Annotated in this window: 25 protein-coding genes; 18 read left to right on the forward strand and 7 right to left on the reverse strand. The window is 38.1% G+C overall.

All coding sequences use genetic code 11. From position 1 onward, the window contains the following. The first annotated feature begins 51 nt into the window (after window positions 1-51). Window positions 52-993: a Calx-beta domain-containing protein gene (locus tag H6G83_RS04335; RefSeq protein WP_190467496.1), complete on the forward strand. Its 942-nt coding sequence runs from the start codon at window positions 52-54 to the stop codon at window positions 991-993. A gap of 78 nt (window positions 994-1,071) precedes the next feature. On the opposite strand, the gene H6G83_RS04340 is transcribed toward H6G83_RS04335, so the two are convergent. The 7 genes from H6G83_RS04340 to H6G83_RS04370 form a co-directional block, all read right to left on the reverse strand. After that, a complete protein-coding gene (locus H6G83_RS04340; protein ID WP_190467499.1) occupies window positions 1,072-1,596 on the reverse strand; it encodes an HU family DNA-binding protein in 525 nt (174 codons plus the stop codon). A 50-nt stretch (window positions 1,597-1,646) separates the two neighbouring features. Beyond that, a complete protein-coding gene (locus tag H6G83_RS04345; protein ID WP_190467502.1) occupies window positions 1,647-4,262 on the reverse strand; it encodes a hypothetical protein in 2,616 nt (871 codons plus the stop codon). 4 nt (window positions 4,263-4,266) lie between these two features. Further along, window positions 4,267-5,829: a hypothetical protein gene (locus H6G83_RS04350; protein WP_190467505.1), complete on the reverse strand. Its 1,563-nt coding sequence runs from the start codon at window positions 5,827-5,829 to the stop codon at window positions 4,267-4,269. Between the two features lie 118 nt (window positions 5,830-5,947). Beyond that, window positions 5,948-6,415, reverse strand: coding sequence for a hypothetical protein (locus tag H6G83_RS04355; RefSeq protein WP_190467508.1), 468 nt, complete (start codon window positions 6,413-6,415; stop codon window positions 5,948-5,950). A gap of 468 nt (window positions 6,416-6,883) precedes the next feature. Beyond that, on the reverse strand, window positions 6,884-7,267 hold the full coding sequence (locus tag H6G83_RS04360; protein ID WP_190467511.1) for an RNase H family protein: 384 nt from the start codon (window positions 7,265-7,267) through the stop codon (window positions 6,884-6,886). A gap of 39 nt (window positions 7,268-7,306) precedes the next feature. Then, on the reverse strand, window positions 7,307-7,489 hold the full coding sequence (locus H6G83_RS04365) for a hypothetical protein (protein WP_190467513.1): 183 nt from the start codon (window positions 7,487-7,489) through the stop codon (window positions 7,307-7,309). A 42-nt stretch (window positions 7,490-7,531) separates the two neighbouring features. After that, a complete protein-coding gene (locus tag H6G83_RS04370) occupies window positions 7,532-8,380 on the reverse strand; it encodes a DNA cytosine methyltransferase (protein WP_190467516.1) in 849 nt (282 codons plus the stop codon). Window positions 8,381-8,396: 16 nt separating this feature from the next. On the opposite strand from H6G83_RS04370, the gene H6G83_RS04375 reads away from it, so the two are divergent. From H6G83_RS04375 to H6G83_RS35140, 17 genes are all read left to right on the forward strand, one after another. Next, complete coding sequence (locus tag H6G83_RS04375) at window positions 8,397-8,579, forward strand: hypothetical protein (RefSeq protein ID WP_190467519.1); 183 nt, start codon at window positions 8,397-8,399, stop codon at window positions 8,577-8,579. A gap of 79 nt (window positions 8,580-8,658) precedes the next feature. Next, complete coding sequence (locus H6G83_RS04380; protein ID WP_190467522.1) at window positions 8,659-9,018, forward strand: hypothetical protein; 360 nt, start codon at window positions 8,659-8,661, stop codon at window positions 9,016-9,018. An 84-nt stretch (window positions 9,019-9,102) separates the two neighbouring features. Further along, window positions 9,103-9,459, forward strand: a complete 357-nt coding sequence (locus H6G83_RS04385) for a hypothetical protein (protein ID WP_242044407.1) — start codon at window positions 9,103-9,105, stop codon at window positions 9,457-9,459. A 95-nt stretch (window positions 9,460-9,554) separates the two neighbouring features. Then, window positions 9,555-10,034 carry a hypothetical protein gene (locus tag H6G83_RS04390; RefSeq protein WP_190467526.1) on the forward strand — a complete coding sequence of 160 codons (480 nt, stop codon included), beginning with the start codon at window positions 9,555-9,557 and terminating at the stop codon, window positions 10,032-10,034. 51 nt (window positions 10,035-10,085) lie between these two features. Further along, window positions 10,086-10,478, forward strand: a complete 393-nt coding sequence (locus H6G83_RS04395; protein ID WP_190467529.1) for a DUF4326 domain-containing protein — start codon at window positions 10,086-10,088, stop codon at window positions 10,476-10,478. Window positions 10,479-10,516: 38 nt separating this feature from the next. Beyond that, the gene (locus H6G83_RS04400; RefSeq protein ID WP_199328314.1) at window positions 10,517-10,897 is read left to right on the forward strand and encodes a hypothetical protein; all 381 of its coding nucleotides are present in this window, start codon (window positions 10,517-10,519) and stop codon (window positions 10,895-10,897) included. Between the two features lie 140 nt (window positions 10,898-11,037). Further along, a complete protein-coding gene (locus H6G83_RS04405) occupies window positions 11,038-11,379 on the forward strand; it encodes a hypothetical protein (protein ID WP_190467532.1) in 342 nt (113 codons plus the stop codon). An 86-nt stretch (window positions 11,380-11,465) separates the two neighbouring features. After that, a complete protein-coding gene (locus H6G83_RS04410; RefSeq protein ID WP_190467534.1) occupies window positions 11,466-11,732 on the forward strand; it encodes a hypothetical protein in 267 nt (88 codons plus the stop codon). A gap of 110 nt (window positions 11,733-11,842) precedes the next feature. Next, the gene (locus H6G83_RS04415; RefSeq protein ID WP_190467537.1) at window positions 11,843-12,355 is read left to right on the forward strand and encodes a cupin domain-containing protein; all 513 of its coding nucleotides are present in this window, start codon (window positions 11,843-11,845) and stop codon (window positions 12,353-12,355) included. 85 nt (window positions 12,356-12,440) lie between these two features. Next, window positions 12,441-12,689, forward strand: a complete 249-nt coding sequence (locus tag H6G83_RS04420; RefSeq protein WP_190467540.1) for a hypothetical protein — start codon at window positions 12,441-12,443, stop codon at window positions 12,687-12,689. Continuing rightward, the gene (locus H6G83_RS04425; RefSeq protein ID WP_190467542.1) at window positions 12,686-13,174 is read left to right on the forward strand and encodes an SLOG family protein; all 489 of its coding nucleotides are present in this window, start codon (window positions 12,686-12,688) and stop codon (window positions 13,172-13,174) included. The genes H6G83_RS04420 and H6G83_RS04425 overlap by 4 nt, the downstream gene beginning before the upstream one ends. Before the next feature lie 83 nt (window positions 13,175-13,257). Then, window positions 13,258-13,755 (forward strand): hypothetical protein, encoded by a 498-nt coding sequence (locus tag H6G83_RS04430; protein ID WP_190467545.1) that lies wholly within the window; start codon window positions 13,258-13,260, stop codon window positions 13,753-13,755. A 58-nt stretch (window positions 13,756-13,813) separates the two neighbouring features. Continuing rightward, window positions 13,814-14,026, forward strand: coding sequence for a hypothetical protein (locus H6G83_RS04435; protein ID WP_190467548.1), 213 nt, complete (start codon window positions 13,814-13,816; stop codon window positions 14,024-14,026). A gap of 111 nt (window positions 14,027-14,137) precedes the next feature. Continuing rightward, window positions 14,138-14,512 (forward strand): hypothetical protein, encoded by a 375-nt coding sequence (locus tag H6G83_RS04440; RefSeq protein ID WP_190467551.1) that lies wholly within the window; start codon window positions 14,138-14,140, stop codon window positions 14,510-14,512. 83 nt (window positions 14,513-14,595) lie between these two features. After that, window positions 14,596-14,772 (forward strand): hypothetical protein, encoded by a 177-nt coding sequence (locus H6G83_RS04445; protein WP_190467554.1) that lies wholly within the window; start codon window positions 14,596-14,598, stop codon window positions 14,770-14,772. A gap of 28 nt (window positions 14,773-14,800) precedes the next feature. Further along, window positions 14,801-15,256, forward strand: coding sequence for a hypothetical protein (locus H6G83_RS04450; RefSeq protein ID WP_190467557.1), 456 nt, complete (start codon window positions 14,801-14,803; stop codon window positions 15,254-15,256). 51 nt (window positions 15,257-15,307) lie between these two features. After that, entirely contained in the window at window positions 15,308-16,231 is a 924-nt protein-coding gene (locus H6G83_RS35140; protein WP_242044408.1) for a DUF5895 domain-containing protein, read from the forward strand. Window positions 16,232-16,255 lie beyond the last annotated feature (24 nt).

A 16,255-nucleotide genomic window follows, 5' to 3' on the forward strand; every position in this document is an offset into this window, starting at 1 on the left:
GTTCACCCCCGGACTATTGATAGTTCGGGGATTGTTTATTAAAAGGGGATTATGTCAGGGATTTTACAATTTAGCAAACCAATTTACACTATTACTGAGTCTGGTAAATGGGTAGGCGATGCCGTCACTGTTATACGCACAGACGGCTCGGAAGGTGAAGTGAGTGTTAAAGTAACTGGCAAAACTGAAAGCGCCACAGTTGGTAAAGATGTTGAGAAAATTAGCCAAGTCCTAACATGGGCTGATGGTGATACTGAACCAAAATTAGTAGATATTAAACCAGTCCTTGATAAATATGAAGAGGGTGAAGAATTTTTAAGTTTGACGCTGGGCAGTATTAAAAAAGCCAAATATGCCAGTGTCAAAACTTGCCAATTGGTAATTATTGATGAAAAACAATATGCGGTAACAGATGTTTTAAAAATATATCCTCCATCGCAACAGCCACCGATCAATCCTATCAATGGTTATAGATGGACACAGCTTAATAATCAGGGAAATCCTATAGAAAACTGGCATTTTAGGGATGAATGGAATTATTGGTTGTCTGATCCATACTTTTTCAGTAATCAATTGAGAGATATTAATGCTGATAAAATCATTCCTTTTGTGTCTTTCATTGATATAGTTGATGGAGGTAATCCGCAAGAAATTTTTGTTGATACATTATCCTATAATCTGCGGATTTATGATGGCACTGCACCAGCAGGTACGAAATGGGTGGCGAAGGTTTTAAAAAATGGCACGACATTTGTAAACTTTTTGGATACTACATCAAATGTTATCCTTAACAACGCCAACCAGAATGTTGAATTTACTAACTTTAGTTTTCAATATAGTACAGGTGAGTTGAATGCTTGGAAACTAGAAAAAGGTGAAACATTAGACTTACAATTCAATAGAATAGGCGAAATCCCAAAAATAGACTTTACTTACTCATTAAAGTACAGAAAAGTAATGAGAGCTTCTAACCCAAGTATTTACGGTATGTAATTTATCGTTAACAAAGTATAAATTAAATCCCCTACAGACAACTATAGGGGATTTTTAATTTGTAACGATTGTCTGAAACTATGCTGCTTTTGAAAACAAATAGCTGAGTTCAGGAATATCTTTAGCTAGCTTCCAGTTAGTGCGATCGCTCCACAAAGGAGTTGTTTCAGTTAAGCCTTTACTGAGAAGTTCAGACTCTTTGAGTTGAACTGGCTTGCCGTCAATTTGCATATGCCATAAATTTTCGGAGCTACTTGCTAGTAGTTCAGGAGGGATTGGCGGAGGTGATTTAGTGTTACCTGCTTCAGATTGATTTTGAGATTGCAAAGTAGAAGGTTCAGGTTCAATTGAGAATGTATTTGCAAATTTAAACACTGCTTTCCGTCTAGCAGCGATTCTAATCACTTCTCCAGTTTTGGGATTTCTGCCGTCACGTTCGGGTAAATCTTTGTGAGAGAAAACACCAAATTTTTCTATGCGAACAGATTCACCCTTGCGGAGTGAGAGTTGCACAAAATTAATGAATGATTCGAGAACACCATCAATATTTGCTTTGCTGTAGCCAGTTGCATTTTGAATATATTCAGATAGTTGGGTATTCATAGGTGTAGATGAAAGACAATCAAGCTTCACATGATTATAGCTAATTATAGTTATTTAAAGAAAAGATATTCTTTAATTTCTTCATCAGTCATGCTCAAATCAAAAAGTGTAACTTCAGTTGTTTTAGAATCCTTGAATCTGGTTGAATAAATTTTCATCGTCTTAGTAGTTCCTGGGAGCATATAAGGTCTGTGATTTTCACCGATATTACCCAAATGGAACCAACCTATTTGGGTTTTTGCAGCTTCCCATTTCATTTCAAGGGCTAAATATTGCTTGCCAGAAACTTCACGAATGTAGGCGCGAACCATCACCTCTTGCCCTTTCCAAGGGGTTTTTTGTGGTGCAGACCAAGAACCGTGTTGAACAGCATAACAAACAATAACCTTAGCTTCCTCTGGCTTAGAATTTTTCAGTTTTTCCACAATTTCGTCAGCGAAGATCATAAATACTAATCCAGCATCCCCTGTTTCTGCTTGATGTGCAACTGCCCAATAAGCACTGACCCAAGACATCGGCTCATAAAAAGTACCGTCAGATTTGGGAGTTTCCAGAATGTTTGGTTTACTGGCCTTCGTTGCCTCCGCTACTTCACGAATCAATCTAGTAGAACCATCATTAGCTTCTTTCCATTCAATAGCCTTTCGCATTGCAGCCCGGTAGGTATCCCGATGAGCGATCGCTATCTGCAATTGTTCCGGTGCATAACCCACATCATTGAACAACACCTTTTCATAGGTTCTTGGTGAAGAATCAAGCCGGAGGTCTGGTGCTTTCCATTTGGAATTAACTGTTTGCACTATGCGAGATATAGTATCAAGGGCATCTGGTTTAACTGCACATGGGCGATCGCGGTAACAAGCTGGGTCTTTAAAATCCTTGAGCCAGGGAGATTCAGCACCTTGTTCATCTAAGAACTTCTTGACAGCATCTAACCCATTGGTGTTATTGGGATAGGCAGATTTCAATGAGTCAACGGCAATTTGCACCTGCTGGGAGAGGAAGTCAATAATCCGCATTTCCTCATCTTGTTTCTGTTCACCGCCAGCAGGAATATTCAGTACAACTTGCTCACAACCCCCAGAACGCGCCCGTGCCAAAAGCGAGGCAACAACCCCGGTTAAATCGTTCATTGAGTTGATTGCAATTTCTTGTAAGTTACCAGTCAGTGCCATTTTGGGGAATTTCTTTGTGGCTGGGGGTTCGTCGAAGTTAGCGATCGCTTCCCTCATGTTGGGGTACGCACTGCTCTTAATAAGTTGAATAAAATCCCCGTCAGTATCCCGCCCCAGGTTTAGCAGTAGTAATCGTGGTGCGGACATGATGCCCGTGCTGTTGATGTAGGTTCCTTCGTGAATGTTTTCCCACAACTGGCAATCTCCCCAGTGCCGCATGGGGTTACAAAACACAATGTAATCACCTTCTTCAAGGTCAGGAGCGCAAAATACTTTCCTACCTTTGATTCGTCCATCAGGTAAAACAATGTGGTAGTGAGCAAGTGACTCGTCAGGTTGTGCCATCAAACTGTAGAACCGCACCCCCGCAGCTTTAGCCAAATTTAGCCAGACAGCTTGCATTCGCTCTTTCACCCGCCGCACAACATAGGGGTGCAGCAGCAAAATTCCTGCTTTGTCTGCCTGGATAATGCGAATCATCGTGTTTTCATATTCAGCTTCACTCTGAAGTTTGTCTGACCCTTCCTCAAGTTCTGCTTCTGCTTCCGACTGGTCGATTCTTAGGATTTCGGCTAGGTCAGTGATGGAGTTATAGGCTTTGGATAGGCGATCGCACTTTTCTTCAAGACGACTAATAATTTTGTCTTTTTGTAAAGTTTCAAAATCAAACCACTGAAACAACATCCATCCTGGTTTGGCTCTACGTTCCTCAGCTTCAAACACCAAACCCATAAGAATCTTTCCTTCGTGGTTGCCAAGCGCTGGCTTGTTACCTTTTAGTGAGGATAGTGGAATTACTAAATCAGCGCCAAAACTATCAAGCTTGGGGTTGTAAGCGATTGTGCCTTTACCAATCCACTGACCCCAAAGTGCAGCGCGAAACTGCAAGGGTCTACCTTCATCTACATAATTGTTATCACCATCTGGGTCAGCAGGCAGTCCCAACAGTTGCATAAGACGTTTACTCGCCTTGGCGTGGGAATCACCACTTTCCCAGTGAATATTGTTTACTTGGTCATCCAAGAAATTAGCATCTGCGTCTCTGGCTTCGTCGTCTACAACAATATATTTCATCTGCAAGTAAACAAGTTTCTTACAGCCAGTATGCAGAATTGACCCATAGATAATGCGTTTCCACTGGTCTTTAGCAGCCTCGCCGTAGTATTTCTTTCCTACAGTTGTTTTATTGGCAAGCGTGAATCTTCCATGATTACGGGAGCCGCTAGCCATGTCTAAGAAAAATGCCGCTTCATATCCTTTTGGCTTGAATGGATCTAGCGATCGCGGGTTAGTTTCAGTTTTATCTATTTCCCCAATACAAAACTCTGTTCTGGGGTGCAATCCAGCAAGTAATATATTCCGACTAACTACTGGCGGCGCTTCTGACCAGTTTTTATTTTTGCAACTCCACACCTGCCATTCAGAAACAGTTTCAATTCTACCCTGAGAACCATCTGGTAAATATCTTGTGTTTTTAAATTGAATAGTCATATTCTTACTGTTGAATTAAGAAATCAAACTTTGTAGAAAACTCAGTCCACAATTGAGTAGCTATTTCATCTTTCATAGGGACAGGTACAGCTAAACTCATATCAACACATAATTTTCTCGCATCACCATCAAATGAAAATGCGTACACATTCTCATAAATCTTCCCAGTCTCCTGAAGTAAATCTTCCTTTAATTTACCCAAGTCTTTCAGCTTTTCTTGAACATCACCAAATAATCTAGCAAATACCGTATCAGGTTCTTGATTCTTGTTATCTCCTATTGCCAATAATGTTATCCAGTTACCGATATCGGACTTCTGACTCAACTTAATTGCAATAATAATAATGACTGCTGCGGCAATTATGTAGGGAGCGCATGAAGTCAAAAAACCCCAAACACCTGCAAACATTCCAGTGTTATTAAAAACTGCGGGGAGTAAATCCTTTGCACCTCTTAAAACATCTCCAGCAATGTAACGAACAGCTTCAGAACCAGAAGCATTTAATCCTTTCAAAACGATGCTCGTCACAGTTTTGGTAAGTGCTTCTGCCAGTTGCGTAGGGATAGCCACCCCTTTGAGGATAAATGTTTGGAGTATCCCGGAAGCGATCGCGTTCACCACATTAATCACATCAATAACATTTGGTGAAGCAACAGGAACAATAGCTGTTGAGAAACTTGAGGAAACTGTATAATCACCAACAGAATCATTTTTGTACTTTTCATTTTTTATGAAAGATAATAATTTATTAGCTTTTCTTATAAAAGTACGAAAGTCTTTAATTGCTGGATTAAAGATTTTTTTCCTTAACTCTCTCATATCAGCAATAAAGGCATCTAAGGCTTTTTCCTTCAATGCTTTAATACCTTCTGCAAAATCATTCTTAATTTGCTGTAAAGTTTGTTCTACATCAATATAAAATTTAGCAGATTCCTCTAAAACTTTTTCTCTAACAAACTTAATTCCTGAAATTACTTGTTCTGGAATATAATCTTTTTTTTCTTGTAACTGTTCAAGAAGAGGCTCTAAAATTTTGACAGCTTCATCTTGAATTTTTTCTACTAGACTCTGCAACCAATCTTTATTTTTAATCTCTGATTCTTTAACTTTTTGATAAATTGAAACTTCTCCCATTTGCCCGTTATAACTGCTAGAACTAAGTTGCTTATTCAACAAGTTCATATTTAAGAAGAAATTATTTGCTTGAACAGCAGCGTAATAAATTTGACGGTCACGAGTTTTTAGTTTTAAGCTCGTTGCAATTTGGTTGCCTTTTCCAGTCAAATTAATGTGCGCTTTGGAATTAAAGCACTTATTGATACCGTAGGAAGTACGCAGCATTTCTAGCGACGAAGCTTTGACGATATCACCTATCTCAGTCTCAGGAAAGGAGTCGAGAATATTTTCTAGAGTGGGTAAATTTCCTCTGGAAAAATTGATAGGTTTTAAACTATCAAACCAATCAAATGGACTGTCCAAGGCATTGAAAATGTCATCTGGGACATCCAACCCACCTTTTTTAATCCAGTCCTCGCCGGATATTTGACCTAAAATATCTCTGCTCATTACCCATAACCGCTATTTAGTACAAACGCACTAATATTTTATCCTACAAATAAAAAAAAGCTACCTCCCAAGTAGCCTCTAATCTGATATCGCTATCGTACTTTTTAAGTACTAAAAGTTATATTCTTTCAGGAATTTTCGTAGCATTAGGATATTTCTGGAGAACGTGAACACCTCCTACCTTATAAAATTCTATGATTATCTTCTGTTTTTGCGTTGCTTTGATTAATAAGTCTAGTCTGTCTCTTCCTTGTTGGGTTGTTTCCCACGCATCTAGGTCTTGCTTAACACTAATTACCCCTAAAGGTCTTGTTATTTTCATCATCAGATTACTCAGCTTACCTTTCTGGATATCGGTAATAACCTTGCTATCAATTTGTATGAAACTAATATACATGTGAGGAGGTAATCCTTTACGATTCGCCGGTCCTTGAGTTTGTTTTAATCTATCATTTAATAAATTCCAAGCATCTTGTGTATCACGATTTGAATGATGAATTTCTTGTTGAAAATCCCCTTTTAATGCTTCACGTAAAAGTGTTAAATCTTCACTTTCGATTGAGACGATTAATAAATCTCCTGCCATTTGTTCATTCCTGCATTGATTATTTTACTTGTCATCTGCCCTAAGTTTATGGCATATCGACCTAATAGTAAACAGCTTAAAGCCTAATGGCAAGCGTTAATCTATTGATACTGGCTAACTCTCATCTTGCACCAAAAAATATTGATGTAATTTTATTACTCAGTAAACAGCCAAAATCTCTGATTTAGCGTTCAAATCCAATTAAAATCAGGTAGCTTTATTGGATACTTTTTTACTTTTCCTGGGATTGTACGGAGAGGTGCAAGATCTGAGTATAAACTGGTGACTGATAAATAGAAAAACATTAATATAAAAAAACCACCACTAGGGTGGCTGTAACTAACCTTGACTAGTACTCGACCAACCCAAAATTGCTAGGTGGAGGCAGGCAGGGAGTAGAAAGTAGGAGCAGAGGGAGAAAAAGATTTTTTTGTGCTATCAAGGCTGCAAAGTTGCCTTGGTGGACTACTAGTTCGTATGAGATTTAGCGATCGCGTCGCACTCTTCAAGCTCAAGTAACGAATTTCGCTTAACCCAAGTCCAAGTTATGTTATGAATGTCGGCGGCTACATCAAGTTCTTGCCATAGGTCGAAATTGACTTTCCGTTTCCAGCCTTTAGACATGGTGTTGACCAAGTACTGGGAATCAGAAATTATCTCGACATCACAAGGGTATTTGAGAGCGCGGAGTGCAGCTAAAGCCGCCATTATCTCCATACGGTTGTTAGTAGTTTCCTCAACACGACCACTAACAGTTTTAGGTGGGTATTTCTTTGAGGTAAGAATAGCTGCATATCCACCAACGCCAGGATTACCCGCACAAGCACCGTCACAGTAAATAGTGATTTTCATTTGCTTCAGGAATAACAACACCACCTACAAGCGACAGCGTTATTCGCTTTTCTCATTCCTACAAACAGCCCAACAACCACCTGTTCCACCCAATCCATTCTTTATAGCTATTGTTTCAGCCTCATTTTTAGATTCAGCATAAACAACACCTAACAGTGGATCTCCCATCATCCGCGCATACTCACGGTTTTCATAATAAATATCAAATCTAAGAAGCGTCATTTCTCTATAAATCTAGATAACATCACCTGAAAGCGACAGCACTTAAGCTAATAACTCTGCTAAAAACTTTACTCTCATCAATGTGATCGCAGCCTGTAACGGCACTATTGACCGTCCAATTAAATTTATTGCTTCCCTTCTGCCAGGGCTTCTCGGTTGAACTCCAGAGTCAACTGGCGCTGGGTTGCGTTTCCACCATCCTGAATAAGACAATCCAGCCAAGTAGCCGGGAATGCCATCATCCATAGGCACAGATAAGGGTTGAGTTTGAGGGTAGTTAGTAAACGACCTTGCGATCGCAATGTGTTCTCTAATTTGTTCGTTCCAGCATCCCCACCCTTGCCGTTGCTGCAAGGATAAGTGGTTGGCGTGGGCAATAATGAATACTCTGTTTCTTTGATGGGGCGCTCCAAACTCCGCCGCCGAGATAAGCTCAATTTCTGTTTGATAGCCTGCCATTCGCAGTCCGGCAATAGCCGCTCGGAGTCCTCTGTGGACAAACCCTTCAGGCTGTTCCACAACCACAAACTTTGGCCGCCCGAAGCAGATGCACCGCAGAGATTCATACCACAGGCTTGATTCTGGGTGTTCAAGTCCTGTCCGCTTTCCGGCGTTGCTTGTTCCGGTACAGGGAAATGAAATGAAGTAGACATCAGCTTTTTCTGGAGTTGGTTGATAAGTTTTTACGTCTGGGTGAATTGGGATATTTGGATAGTGCGATCGCAATACTTTTTGAGCATTTATATCAATCTCGATAAACTGAATTGTTTTGAATTTAATTTCATAGTTCTGGTTAATTATTTCACTGGCTAATTCCCAAGCTCCAATTCCCGCAAAAAAGTCAATGCAAGATAATAAACGCTGTCGCTTTGGGGGAGTGATTTCTATCATTTAGAGGTTTATTACCATGCAAACTCAGCAAACATTGATTAAGTCTGATTTGACTGATTCTGATTTGTCGGAACTAGTAGCTAAGATTAACTCACTTGCAGATTTAGAACAGGATGAAAATCTTTCTTTAATCCTGTCCGACGCTAGTCTATCAATTCAAAACTACTTGTTCCTTAAATCAAAACAAAACAACAATTAATTAGCGCCAACTAATTAAAAAATAAGTGGGGAGGATGACGAACTTCCCACTTTAACCATGCAATTGTTTCAATTTTAACATGAATAAAATTAATTTTGCAGGAATTGAATGTCAAGTTTTGCAATCTTCTCCACATGGTAATTACATTGTGGTTAAATTGAGTAAACGCATCGTTATCTGTGGGACTTACAGCAATCAATTTAACTGGGACGAATCACCAGATTTAGATTCTGGATTTACTAGCTTTATCACTTATATTGGATTAAGGAATGAGTTAGAGTTTCCAAGATTTAGAGATTTGGCGATCGCTCACAATGGCTATTTTGACAGGGATGATGGTAGTCCCAGAAAAGCAAAGCGAGTCATAGAATTTCCACTTGAAATTAAAGTACGTGGTTTGCTGCCAGAATCAGTTGTTGAGTTAGTGAAATTAGGATAACAAAAACGCAATAGCATTATTGATTATTCAGTAATGCTGTCGCTTTATGATTTTGATTCTTTAATTCAATTTAAGAGGTACGAAATGATTGGACAACTATTCACTACTGGAGTCGCTATCAAGCAGCAATATCCTGGCAATGAGAATAAATGGATTGCGACTATTAATTATGAAGATGAGAGTCATGCACAGTTAAGAGGTGTTCAAGGAACATTACAAAACAAATACAGTGATAATTTGCTAAGTGCTGTTAGAACTGTTTTCGAGGATAGCCAAAAGATGGGAATTAGAATGTTGACTCTACCAGAACAAAATCCCAGGCTATATATCAAGGAATTAATTGCAGCAGACAATCCAGAAACTTGGAAACAAATTAAGTTAGTTGCTGATGCTTTACATTTTGAAGTTTGTGTTTGTTTAGAGAAATCAGTAACTAAATAATTCTGTGCTGTAACGTGGCGTTGCTGGTAATTCAGTAACGCCATTAAGCGGCTGTCGCCGAAAGGTAATGTAGTTAAAGATTATTCAGAATACTAATGAATATTCTAAAGTTCAAAAATGGTTATGTTGGCAACAACAGGCTTGTATATTGTGGTAGACCTAAAAAGGATGAATATTATGTTGGTCAGTTGTTGATTGGTTTAGGAAATCCATATTCATGGAAAAGAAATAAAAAGGCTAAGTTTCAGGTTAAGAACTTAGATGAATCTTTGACAAAATATCGAAAGTTTACTTGGAAATTAATCTGTTGTTATAGAGACAGAAAATTAGATGAGCTTCAACCTTGGGAATTTCGATATTGGCAATTAATGAACCTCTTAGCGATCGCAATTATGAATAACGAAATCGATGGCTTAGTGTGTTGGTGTACTGAAATACAAGACTATGTACCAATCAAGGGTCAAGAAGTTTGTCATACACAGATACTATATGCGGCGTGTCTGTATATGATTGACAAAGAGCTTGTATGTATTTCTGAACTTATTAACCAAGTTAATTTGCAAAATTTGTGGTGAATGTAATGCTGCTGGCTTTGTCCAGTAGCATTTTTAATAGGAGTAATTAAAATGGCTATCAAAGTTGTAAATGGTAAAATTCACGGTTTTATCGGCAAAGATAAAATCTACATTGGTAGAGAAAACCAACAGTATTCATTACCTCAAAGCCCATTACATAATCCCTATGTAATTGGCAGAGATGGTAATCGCGCCGAGGTTTGCAAAAAGTTTGATTTATACCTTTGGAAAAAAGTTAAACTTTGGTCTGAAACTGGCGAATGTGACGATACTGTAATGGAAATTAAAGACATTGCTTATCAGGTTAAAGAACGTCGTGACAAGAAAAACAATGGTCAAGATGTTGAAGATATTGAACTAACTTGTCATTGCCACCCTTGGAAGTGTCACGGCGATGGAATTATCAGGTGTGTAAACTGGATTATACAGCAAGGTTTAGTGTAATTAGCTGTCGCTAGAAGGATTTGATTTATGGTGTAATCATGACTGTAATGATTTCTGGCAGTCGGTCAATTAAGCGGTTGCCCCAAGAAGCGATCGCCTCTCTCGACAAAATCATGGAACTTGGCTATGAAATAATTATCGGTGATGCCCCAGGTGTTGATGCTTTAATTCAGCAATATCTCAGGCTCAAAGGTTACGAAAAAGTAACGGTTTATTATGCAATGTTCAACGGCTTGGGATGTCCCAGAAACAGTAATGATTATCCGACTGTTGGTGTTGTTGGTAATTATGTTGATAGAGATAGTAGACTTTGTACGATCGCTAATTACGGTTTAGCAATATGGGACGGACGCAGTAAGGGAACTCGTAATAATATTGCTAAAGTCAAGCGCACTAAGGTAATTACTGTAATTGCCTGATTTAATAGCTTCAACTTCCTGTGAGGTTGGAGCTTTTTGTTTTTATCGCCCAAATAATATATACCTAGAGTTTTTTCGTTAAGGGCGCTGTCGCGCAGGGAAAGTGGTTTTTTTCTTTTCTTTTTCTGGAGATTTTCATTATGCCTATCAGAATTGTTTCTAAATCCGATAAAAAACTTTCTCAACTCAAAGATGCTATTCGTATCCTTGCTTGGGAACAGTACAAAATTGATAACAAAAAAGCTAAGGGCTTAGAAGGTTATGAATTATTTAATGAAGAATGGAAAGATCACGAGATTCATAATATGGATCAAAATGAGTTTAATAACTTCATTAAGGATTTAGGATATACCGAAGCTGATTTAGTTGCAGAAAGAAGCAGATATTATCAAAACCGTAATCAAATTAATGGTACTGCTAGCGTTCCTGCAACTCCTCAAGATATTGAAATGGATAATGATGATAATTATCCTCCATACTAATATCTGATTTATTAGTTTGATTTGAAGTTCTAGTTCCCCATGTGGGAATTAGGGCTTTTTGTTTCAATCGCATTTATTGAGGATTTATGTCAATCAAAATACCAGCAAAATTTGGCTCTAAATTACCTCCTGAAGATTCTGGATCTGGCGGTGTTAATTTCGCTAATTTACTCCAAAAGCGTAAGCTAGAAAAAGAACAGATTAAGCCAGTTCTCGGAGATTTATTTGCTCTTTATCATCATTATTGTGCAATATTTATCAGTGGCAAGTGTGTAGGTTCTGGCTACGGAATCTACAGCGACAATAGAGATTCTGATTATGATGAAATTGGAAAAATCTTAGCTAATTTGTAGTAAATACAGTCTCTAGTTCCCCGTGTGGGAATTAGGACTTTTTTTTATTTGAAGCTTAAAGTTAATGTCCCTGTCGGGAAAGGAAATTGATTTAAATTTTGTGAGGTTTTATGAGTTCTATCAAGTTAGTTGGCAAAGTAAAATCTGAAACTTTGGCTGACTTGAAAAGCTTTTGTAGAAGTTCTGTTAACTTAATGACTCGTGATGTTTCTACATATGCTAAAGGTAGATATCGGCTTTGGTTGTTTCATGAGTGTAATCTCAGAACTAGCGAAATTACCAAAGGTTATTATGACGATCGCCTATGGAATTTCTGTCAGAGAGTTTATCCTGGCTGTAATATTGGATTATTAACTTTCGGCGGTAAAGTTGGTAATATCACTAGTACAGGATTAATTCAACCACATCGAGATCATAGCTACAGTGAAGCGATCGCTAGAACTGTAAATGTTGGAACTTGCATCTTTCACTATGATGGTAAAGACTATCAGCTTAATGATGGTGAAATCATTGAGTTTAATTGTAAGAAAATTCATGGTGTAACGAAAATCATAACTCCAGAAAGATTTAGTATCAATCTTTGGAAATTGAATGAAAATAAAGGTTATAAACCTATAGTTTAATAAATAGTATCCAAATCCATAAGTTGGGTTTGGATATTTACATTAATGCTGTCGCTTTGGGAATTTGATAAGTTTGGAAAGAAAAGTGACTTACAGCCGCCAAATAATTGATGCTCACGGAGCGCCAACCACAGAACTTAGATATGAACCTGAATATCCCGAACTCTATGATGATGACTTCCCAGATACAGAAAAAGCTATGGCTTTGAACTGTCTGCATTCAGCAAAATATCAGTTAGATAATCTGAATGAAAATAGTTCTTTTTCTAAAGAACAGCGAATAGAGCTAACTAAGAGATTTATTGATAACGCGATTAAGGCATTAAGCAAATGAAAGCATTTATTACAGGGCATCGCGTGATATCTAAATCTGCGATCGCTCAACTTGATAGGTTGATTGACATCGCAATTGAACACGGTGCAAATCACTTCTTCAATGGCATGGCGATAGGAACGGATCAAGAGTTCGCAGAAGTTTTAATTCAACGCAAATTAGACTGGACGGCTGTCATACCGTGCGTTAATCAGGGTAGATTTTGGAGTCTTGAGCAAAAAGCCAGATACGAGAAAATATTACTCCATGCCCCAGAGAAAATAACCCTAGCTACTGACTATTATCCGGGCTGTATGCAGGCAAGAAACAAGTATATGGCTAATAACTCCAATATTTGTTTAGCTGTCTATGATGGGCGGCTAACTGGGGGAACGGCGGGGACAGTGAAGATGGCGATCGCCAAGGGATTACCAATTATCCAGCTTCATCCGGTAACACTCCAAATATCAACTATCGAGCCAGCCACTCAACTTAGCTTGTTGTAACGTTACTTGCAGCGACAGTATCAGAACAAATTGCTTGTTATTGATGCTGTCGCTTTTTGGTGTTGATTTTTAGAGTGATTTGCATGATGATGCACGAAAGTTTCTATACTTGTACTCAGACGTACAACAAGTACAAGAATCTCATTTATCCGTTTCCGCAAAACCCCGAAAGTATCAGTGCAATTGAAGAACTATATGTGCAATTGCTAAATGCAATTACAGCACATTTCGGTGAGGATAAATTTAATTTAACTTACGGCTTCTGTTCAGTGTCGTTAATAAAGTATCTGAACAAAAAAGACCCAGCGACAAAACTAAAAAATGGTCGGATTTGTCCAGCAGTTGATCAGCATACAGCATTTGAGCGCGATCGCAAAGGAAATTACATCTGCAAACATCCCGGTGCTGCTTGTGATTTCTTGATTAAAGACTTTCCAAGCAATCAACTAGTGGAATGGATTCTTGACAGTAAACTCCCCTTTGATGCGATTTACTACTACGCTCTCAACCGACCAATTCACTTAAGCTATGGCTCTAGTCATAGGCGAGATATGGACGTTTACAGCCTGAACATTGGATAGCTAAAGCCAAATTAATTTAGCTTACTCCAACACCTGTTACTTATACACTTCAAACATTATGACAACTCAAGACTTTCTAAAAGCTCTATCTTCTGCCTACTGGGAACTTGACTATCACAAATTCCTTGAAATTACTGGGTTTGTTGATAGTCAATACTCGCTTGACAAATTCCAATTGTTTCAGCAAAGCGCTAAGGGATTAGTTCAGTTTGATGCAGAAACCTTGGAATGTCTCCTTTCAAAGACAAAAAAGACCGCCGAAGCAGTCTAATTCTGAATTATCTTTTTCTTCTTACCATACCATTCTACCATGCAAACCCTACAATATCTATTCACTCTGCGTTCAAAGATTAAGTCAATTCAAAATGAGATTGACTCATTAATGCCAAATGCAATTGACGAAGCACTACAAGTTGCCAACAATAACAAGAATCAAACAGTGTATCGAGAGGAGAATAACGGCAAGATTGTCTTGGTATTTAAGAAACAGTTTCCTACTCCCAAGGATGACTTGAAATTAAGTCGGTTGGAATCTGACATTATGGGAGCGATCGCCAAGCTGCATGAAAAGCATTCAATTGAAATTCAACAGATTGATTCCTCAATATCAGAATTGAAAGAAGCGATCGCCCAGTTGGAAAACAAAAAGCAAAGCTTGTTATCCAGTAGTTATGTTACTCGTCTTAAAAATGAGTACGAAAAATATCGGCAAGATTCAGTCTATTTATCTCCAAACTTGTCGATTTACTTGAATTAAAACATAAGCGGATTGTAGAGGAATAACCTCTACAATTGCATTAATGCTGTCGCTTTTTGATTTTGATGCTTTGATTACTAGATATGGAAACAACAAAACTCAATGATTTAGTTACAGCACTTATCAATCATTACAGCATTCATGAAGTGCTGACTGAAATGGTCAAAGTTTGTGAGACAGCTAATACTAATAATCCCGGTTTTGGTTGGGATTCTGATAAAGAAGCGATCGCTGAAATATTACCAGTGATTAAAAACTAGTGCTATTCAGTGATTTCAATGCAAAAAAATGGAAACAAAACAATACAGATTTAATCGAAAAACAGGTAAAATTTACCTAGTTGGCAATGAATTAAATGATGTTGGTTCAAGCTTGAAGATGATTATCTTATGGGCATCCACACCAGTATTTGCTAAACCATTTGCTCATTTACCTATACAGTATTGGGTGCAATTAACCTTTCTGGATATACAAGGTAATTGGTGTTATGGACTGCTAAATAGTGGTGCTACTGATGCTCTTGTTCCTTGGTTTGAATATAAACATCAAGTTGAATCAAACGCATTACAATTATGCGGACTGATTACAACCATGAGCTTAACCAAGATTGAATGCGAGAATGAATATTTTGATTATTCATTTTCGGGAGTTAAAGGTAAACCAGGACTCGAAGAACGCATGAAACAATTAATTCAGAACAATTCTGATTTATTGGTAGATACGTCGTTGAATTTGGTTAGATAACCTTGTCTCAATGCTGTCGCTTATTGATTTTGATGATTTTCAAGGATTGCTATGCCTAAAAAAACACTTTCTAACAATGAAGTTAATGAAATGACTGAGAATCTTGGAGTTAATGAAATGAATGTTGACCATGTTAATCCAGTTGATGTAACCAATGACATTAGTGCTGAATTTGAAATCGACCCGTCATTACTAGGGGAGAAATTTAACTGTAGAAGACAAAAGCGATTTCCCTACGGTGTTGTAATAAATGCTGAAACATCCGGCTTATTCATTCCCGAAAAGAATCTAGTAAAAGCTGGTTGGTATGAAACTCCTGAAATAGTTGAAAAGGAATTATCAGGAGGTGTTGAAAAGGGACACTTCATCACCAATGCCAGAATGATTATTCTGGGTAATGTGCGGACATACTTGCGGTATAAAACAGACCTTGAGGATAATAAAGAACTACAGGGTACGATGATTGATTGGTATGATAAGTATGCTGGAGAAATTGACAAGAAAACGATGGATGCAGTTTCGGAGCATTTAGTGATGTTTCTAGACACTGCAAACAACTTTTTGCATGAAATACCAATCAGAATCAGATTCAAGAATGTAGCTTTGTGGAGTCTGCGAGAAGTCCTAGAACAATATTACTCTCAAGCAGAATTAACCTTCGCTAGAATGCTGAATCTTAAACCTAGTGCAAAAGATGATAGATGGCGATCGCTATGTATTGTTGATTTGCAGTTTAAAGGTGTTAAGGAAGGTGAAGGGAAGAATAAATCATTCTGCTGCAAAGTTGACAGTTATGTCCAACCTGACATAGAAAACTTCCCAGCTTTATTTATGGGAACAAAAACCAAAATGGCGGCGGTGTTGGAACAGTATGAACTTAGTTTAGGATTTGACGATTCCGTTAAGGCATTGTTAGAAGCACCAACTAAGTTAGCATTGCCAAAAAGTAATCAGAAATTATTAGCTGATTCATAGTAATCAGGGAATGAGGGACTCAGG

This window comes from Anabaena azotica FACHB-119 (assembly GCF_014697625.1).
GTDB classification, from domain to species: domain Bacteria; phylum Cyanobacteriota; class Cyanobacteriia; order Cyanobacteriales; family Nostocaceae; genus Trichormus; species Trichormus azoticus_A.

Bases quoted from the DNA above. Each gene is read 5' to 3' on its own strand.
- H6G83_RS04335 (WP_190467496.1), top strand. From the start codon at position 52: ATGTCAGGGATTTTACAATTTAGCAAACCAATTTACACTATTACTGAG.
- H6G83_RS04340 (WP_190467499.1), bottom strand. From the start codon at position 1,596: ATGAATACCCAACTATCTGAATATATTCAAAATGCAACTGGCTACAGC.
- H6G83_RS04345 (WP_190467502.1), bottom strand. From the start codon at position 4,262: ATGACTATTCAATTTAAAAACACAAGATATTTACCAGATGGTTCTCAG.
- H6G83_RS04350 (WP_190467505.1), bottom strand. From the start codon at position 5,829: ATGAGCAGAGATATTTTAGGTCAAATATCCGGCGAGGACTGGATTAAA.
- H6G83_RS04355 (WP_190467508.1), bottom strand. From the start codon at position 6,415: ATGGCAGGAGATTTATTAATCGTCTCAATCGAAAGTGAAGATTTAACA.
- H6G83_RS04360 (WP_190467511.1), bottom strand. From the start codon at position 7,267: ATGAAAATCACTATTTACTGTGACGGTGCTTGTGCGGGTAATCCTGGC.
- H6G83_RS04365 (WP_190467513.1), bottom strand. From the start codon at position 7,489: ATGACGCTTCTTAGATTTGATATTTATTATGAAAACCGTGAGTATGCG.
- H6G83_RS04370 (WP_190467516.1), bottom strand. From the start codon at position 8,380: ATGATAGAAATCACTCCCCCAAAGCGACAGCGTTTATTATCTTGCATT.
- H6G83_RS04375 (WP_190467519.1), top strand. From the start codon at position 8,397: ATGCAAACTCAGCAAACATTGATTAAGTCTGATTTGACTGATTCTGAT.
- H6G83_RS04380 (WP_190467522.1), top strand. From the start codon at position 8,659: ATGAATAAAATTAATTTTGCAGGAATTGAATGTCAAGTTTTGCAATCT.
- H6G83_RS04385 (WP_242044407.1), top strand. From the start codon at position 9,103: ATGATTGGACAACTATTCACTACTGGAGTCGCTATCAAGCAGCAATAT.
- H6G83_RS04390 (WP_190467526.1), top strand. From the start codon at position 9,555: ATGAATATTCTAAAGTTCAAAAATGGTTATGTTGGCAACAACAGGCTT.
- H6G83_RS04395 (WP_190467529.1), top strand. From the start codon at position 10,086: ATGGCTATCAAAGTTGTAAATGGTAAAATTCACGGTTTTATCGGCAAA.
- H6G83_RS04400 (WP_199328314.1), top strand. From the start codon at position 10,517: ATGACTGTAATGATTTCTGGCAGTCGGTCAATTAAGCGGTTGCCCCAA.
- H6G83_RS04405 (WP_190467532.1), top strand. From the start codon at position 11,038: ATGCCTATCAGAATTGTTTCTAAATCCGATAAAAAACTTTCTCAACTC.
- H6G83_RS04410 (WP_190467534.1), top strand. From the start codon at position 11,466: ATGTCAATCAAAATACCAGCAAAATTTGGCTCTAAATTACCTCCTGAA.
- H6G83_RS04415 (WP_190467537.1), top strand. From the start codon at position 11,843: ATGAGTTCTATCAAGTTAGTTGGCAAAGTAAAATCTGAAACTTTGGCT.
- H6G83_RS04425 (WP_190467542.1), top strand. From the start codon at position 12,686: ATGAAAGCATTTATTACAGGGCATCGCGTGATATCTAAATCTGCGATC.
- H6G83_RS04430 (WP_190467545.1), top strand. From the start codon at position 13,258: ATGATGATGCACGAAAGTTTCTATACTTGTACTCAGACGTACAACAAG.
- H6G83_RS04435 (WP_190467548.1), top strand. From the start codon at position 13,814: ATGACAACTCAAGACTTTCTAAAAGCTCTATCTTCTGCCTACTGGGAA.
- H6G83_RS04440 (WP_190467551.1), top strand. From the start codon at position 14,138: ATGCCAAATGCAATTGACGAAGCACTACAAGTTGCCAACAATAACAAG.
- H6G83_RS04445 (WP_190467554.1), top strand. From the start codon at position 14,596: ATGGAAACAACAAAACTCAATGATTTAGTTACAGCACTTATCAATCAT.
- H6G83_RS04450 (WP_190467557.1), top strand. From the start codon at position 14,801: ATGGAAACAAAACAATACAGATTTAATCGAAAAACAGGTAAAATTTAC.
- H6G83_RS35140 (WP_242044408.1), top strand. From the start codon at position 15,308: ATGCCTAAAAAAACACTTTCTAACAATGAAGTTAATGAAATGACTGAG.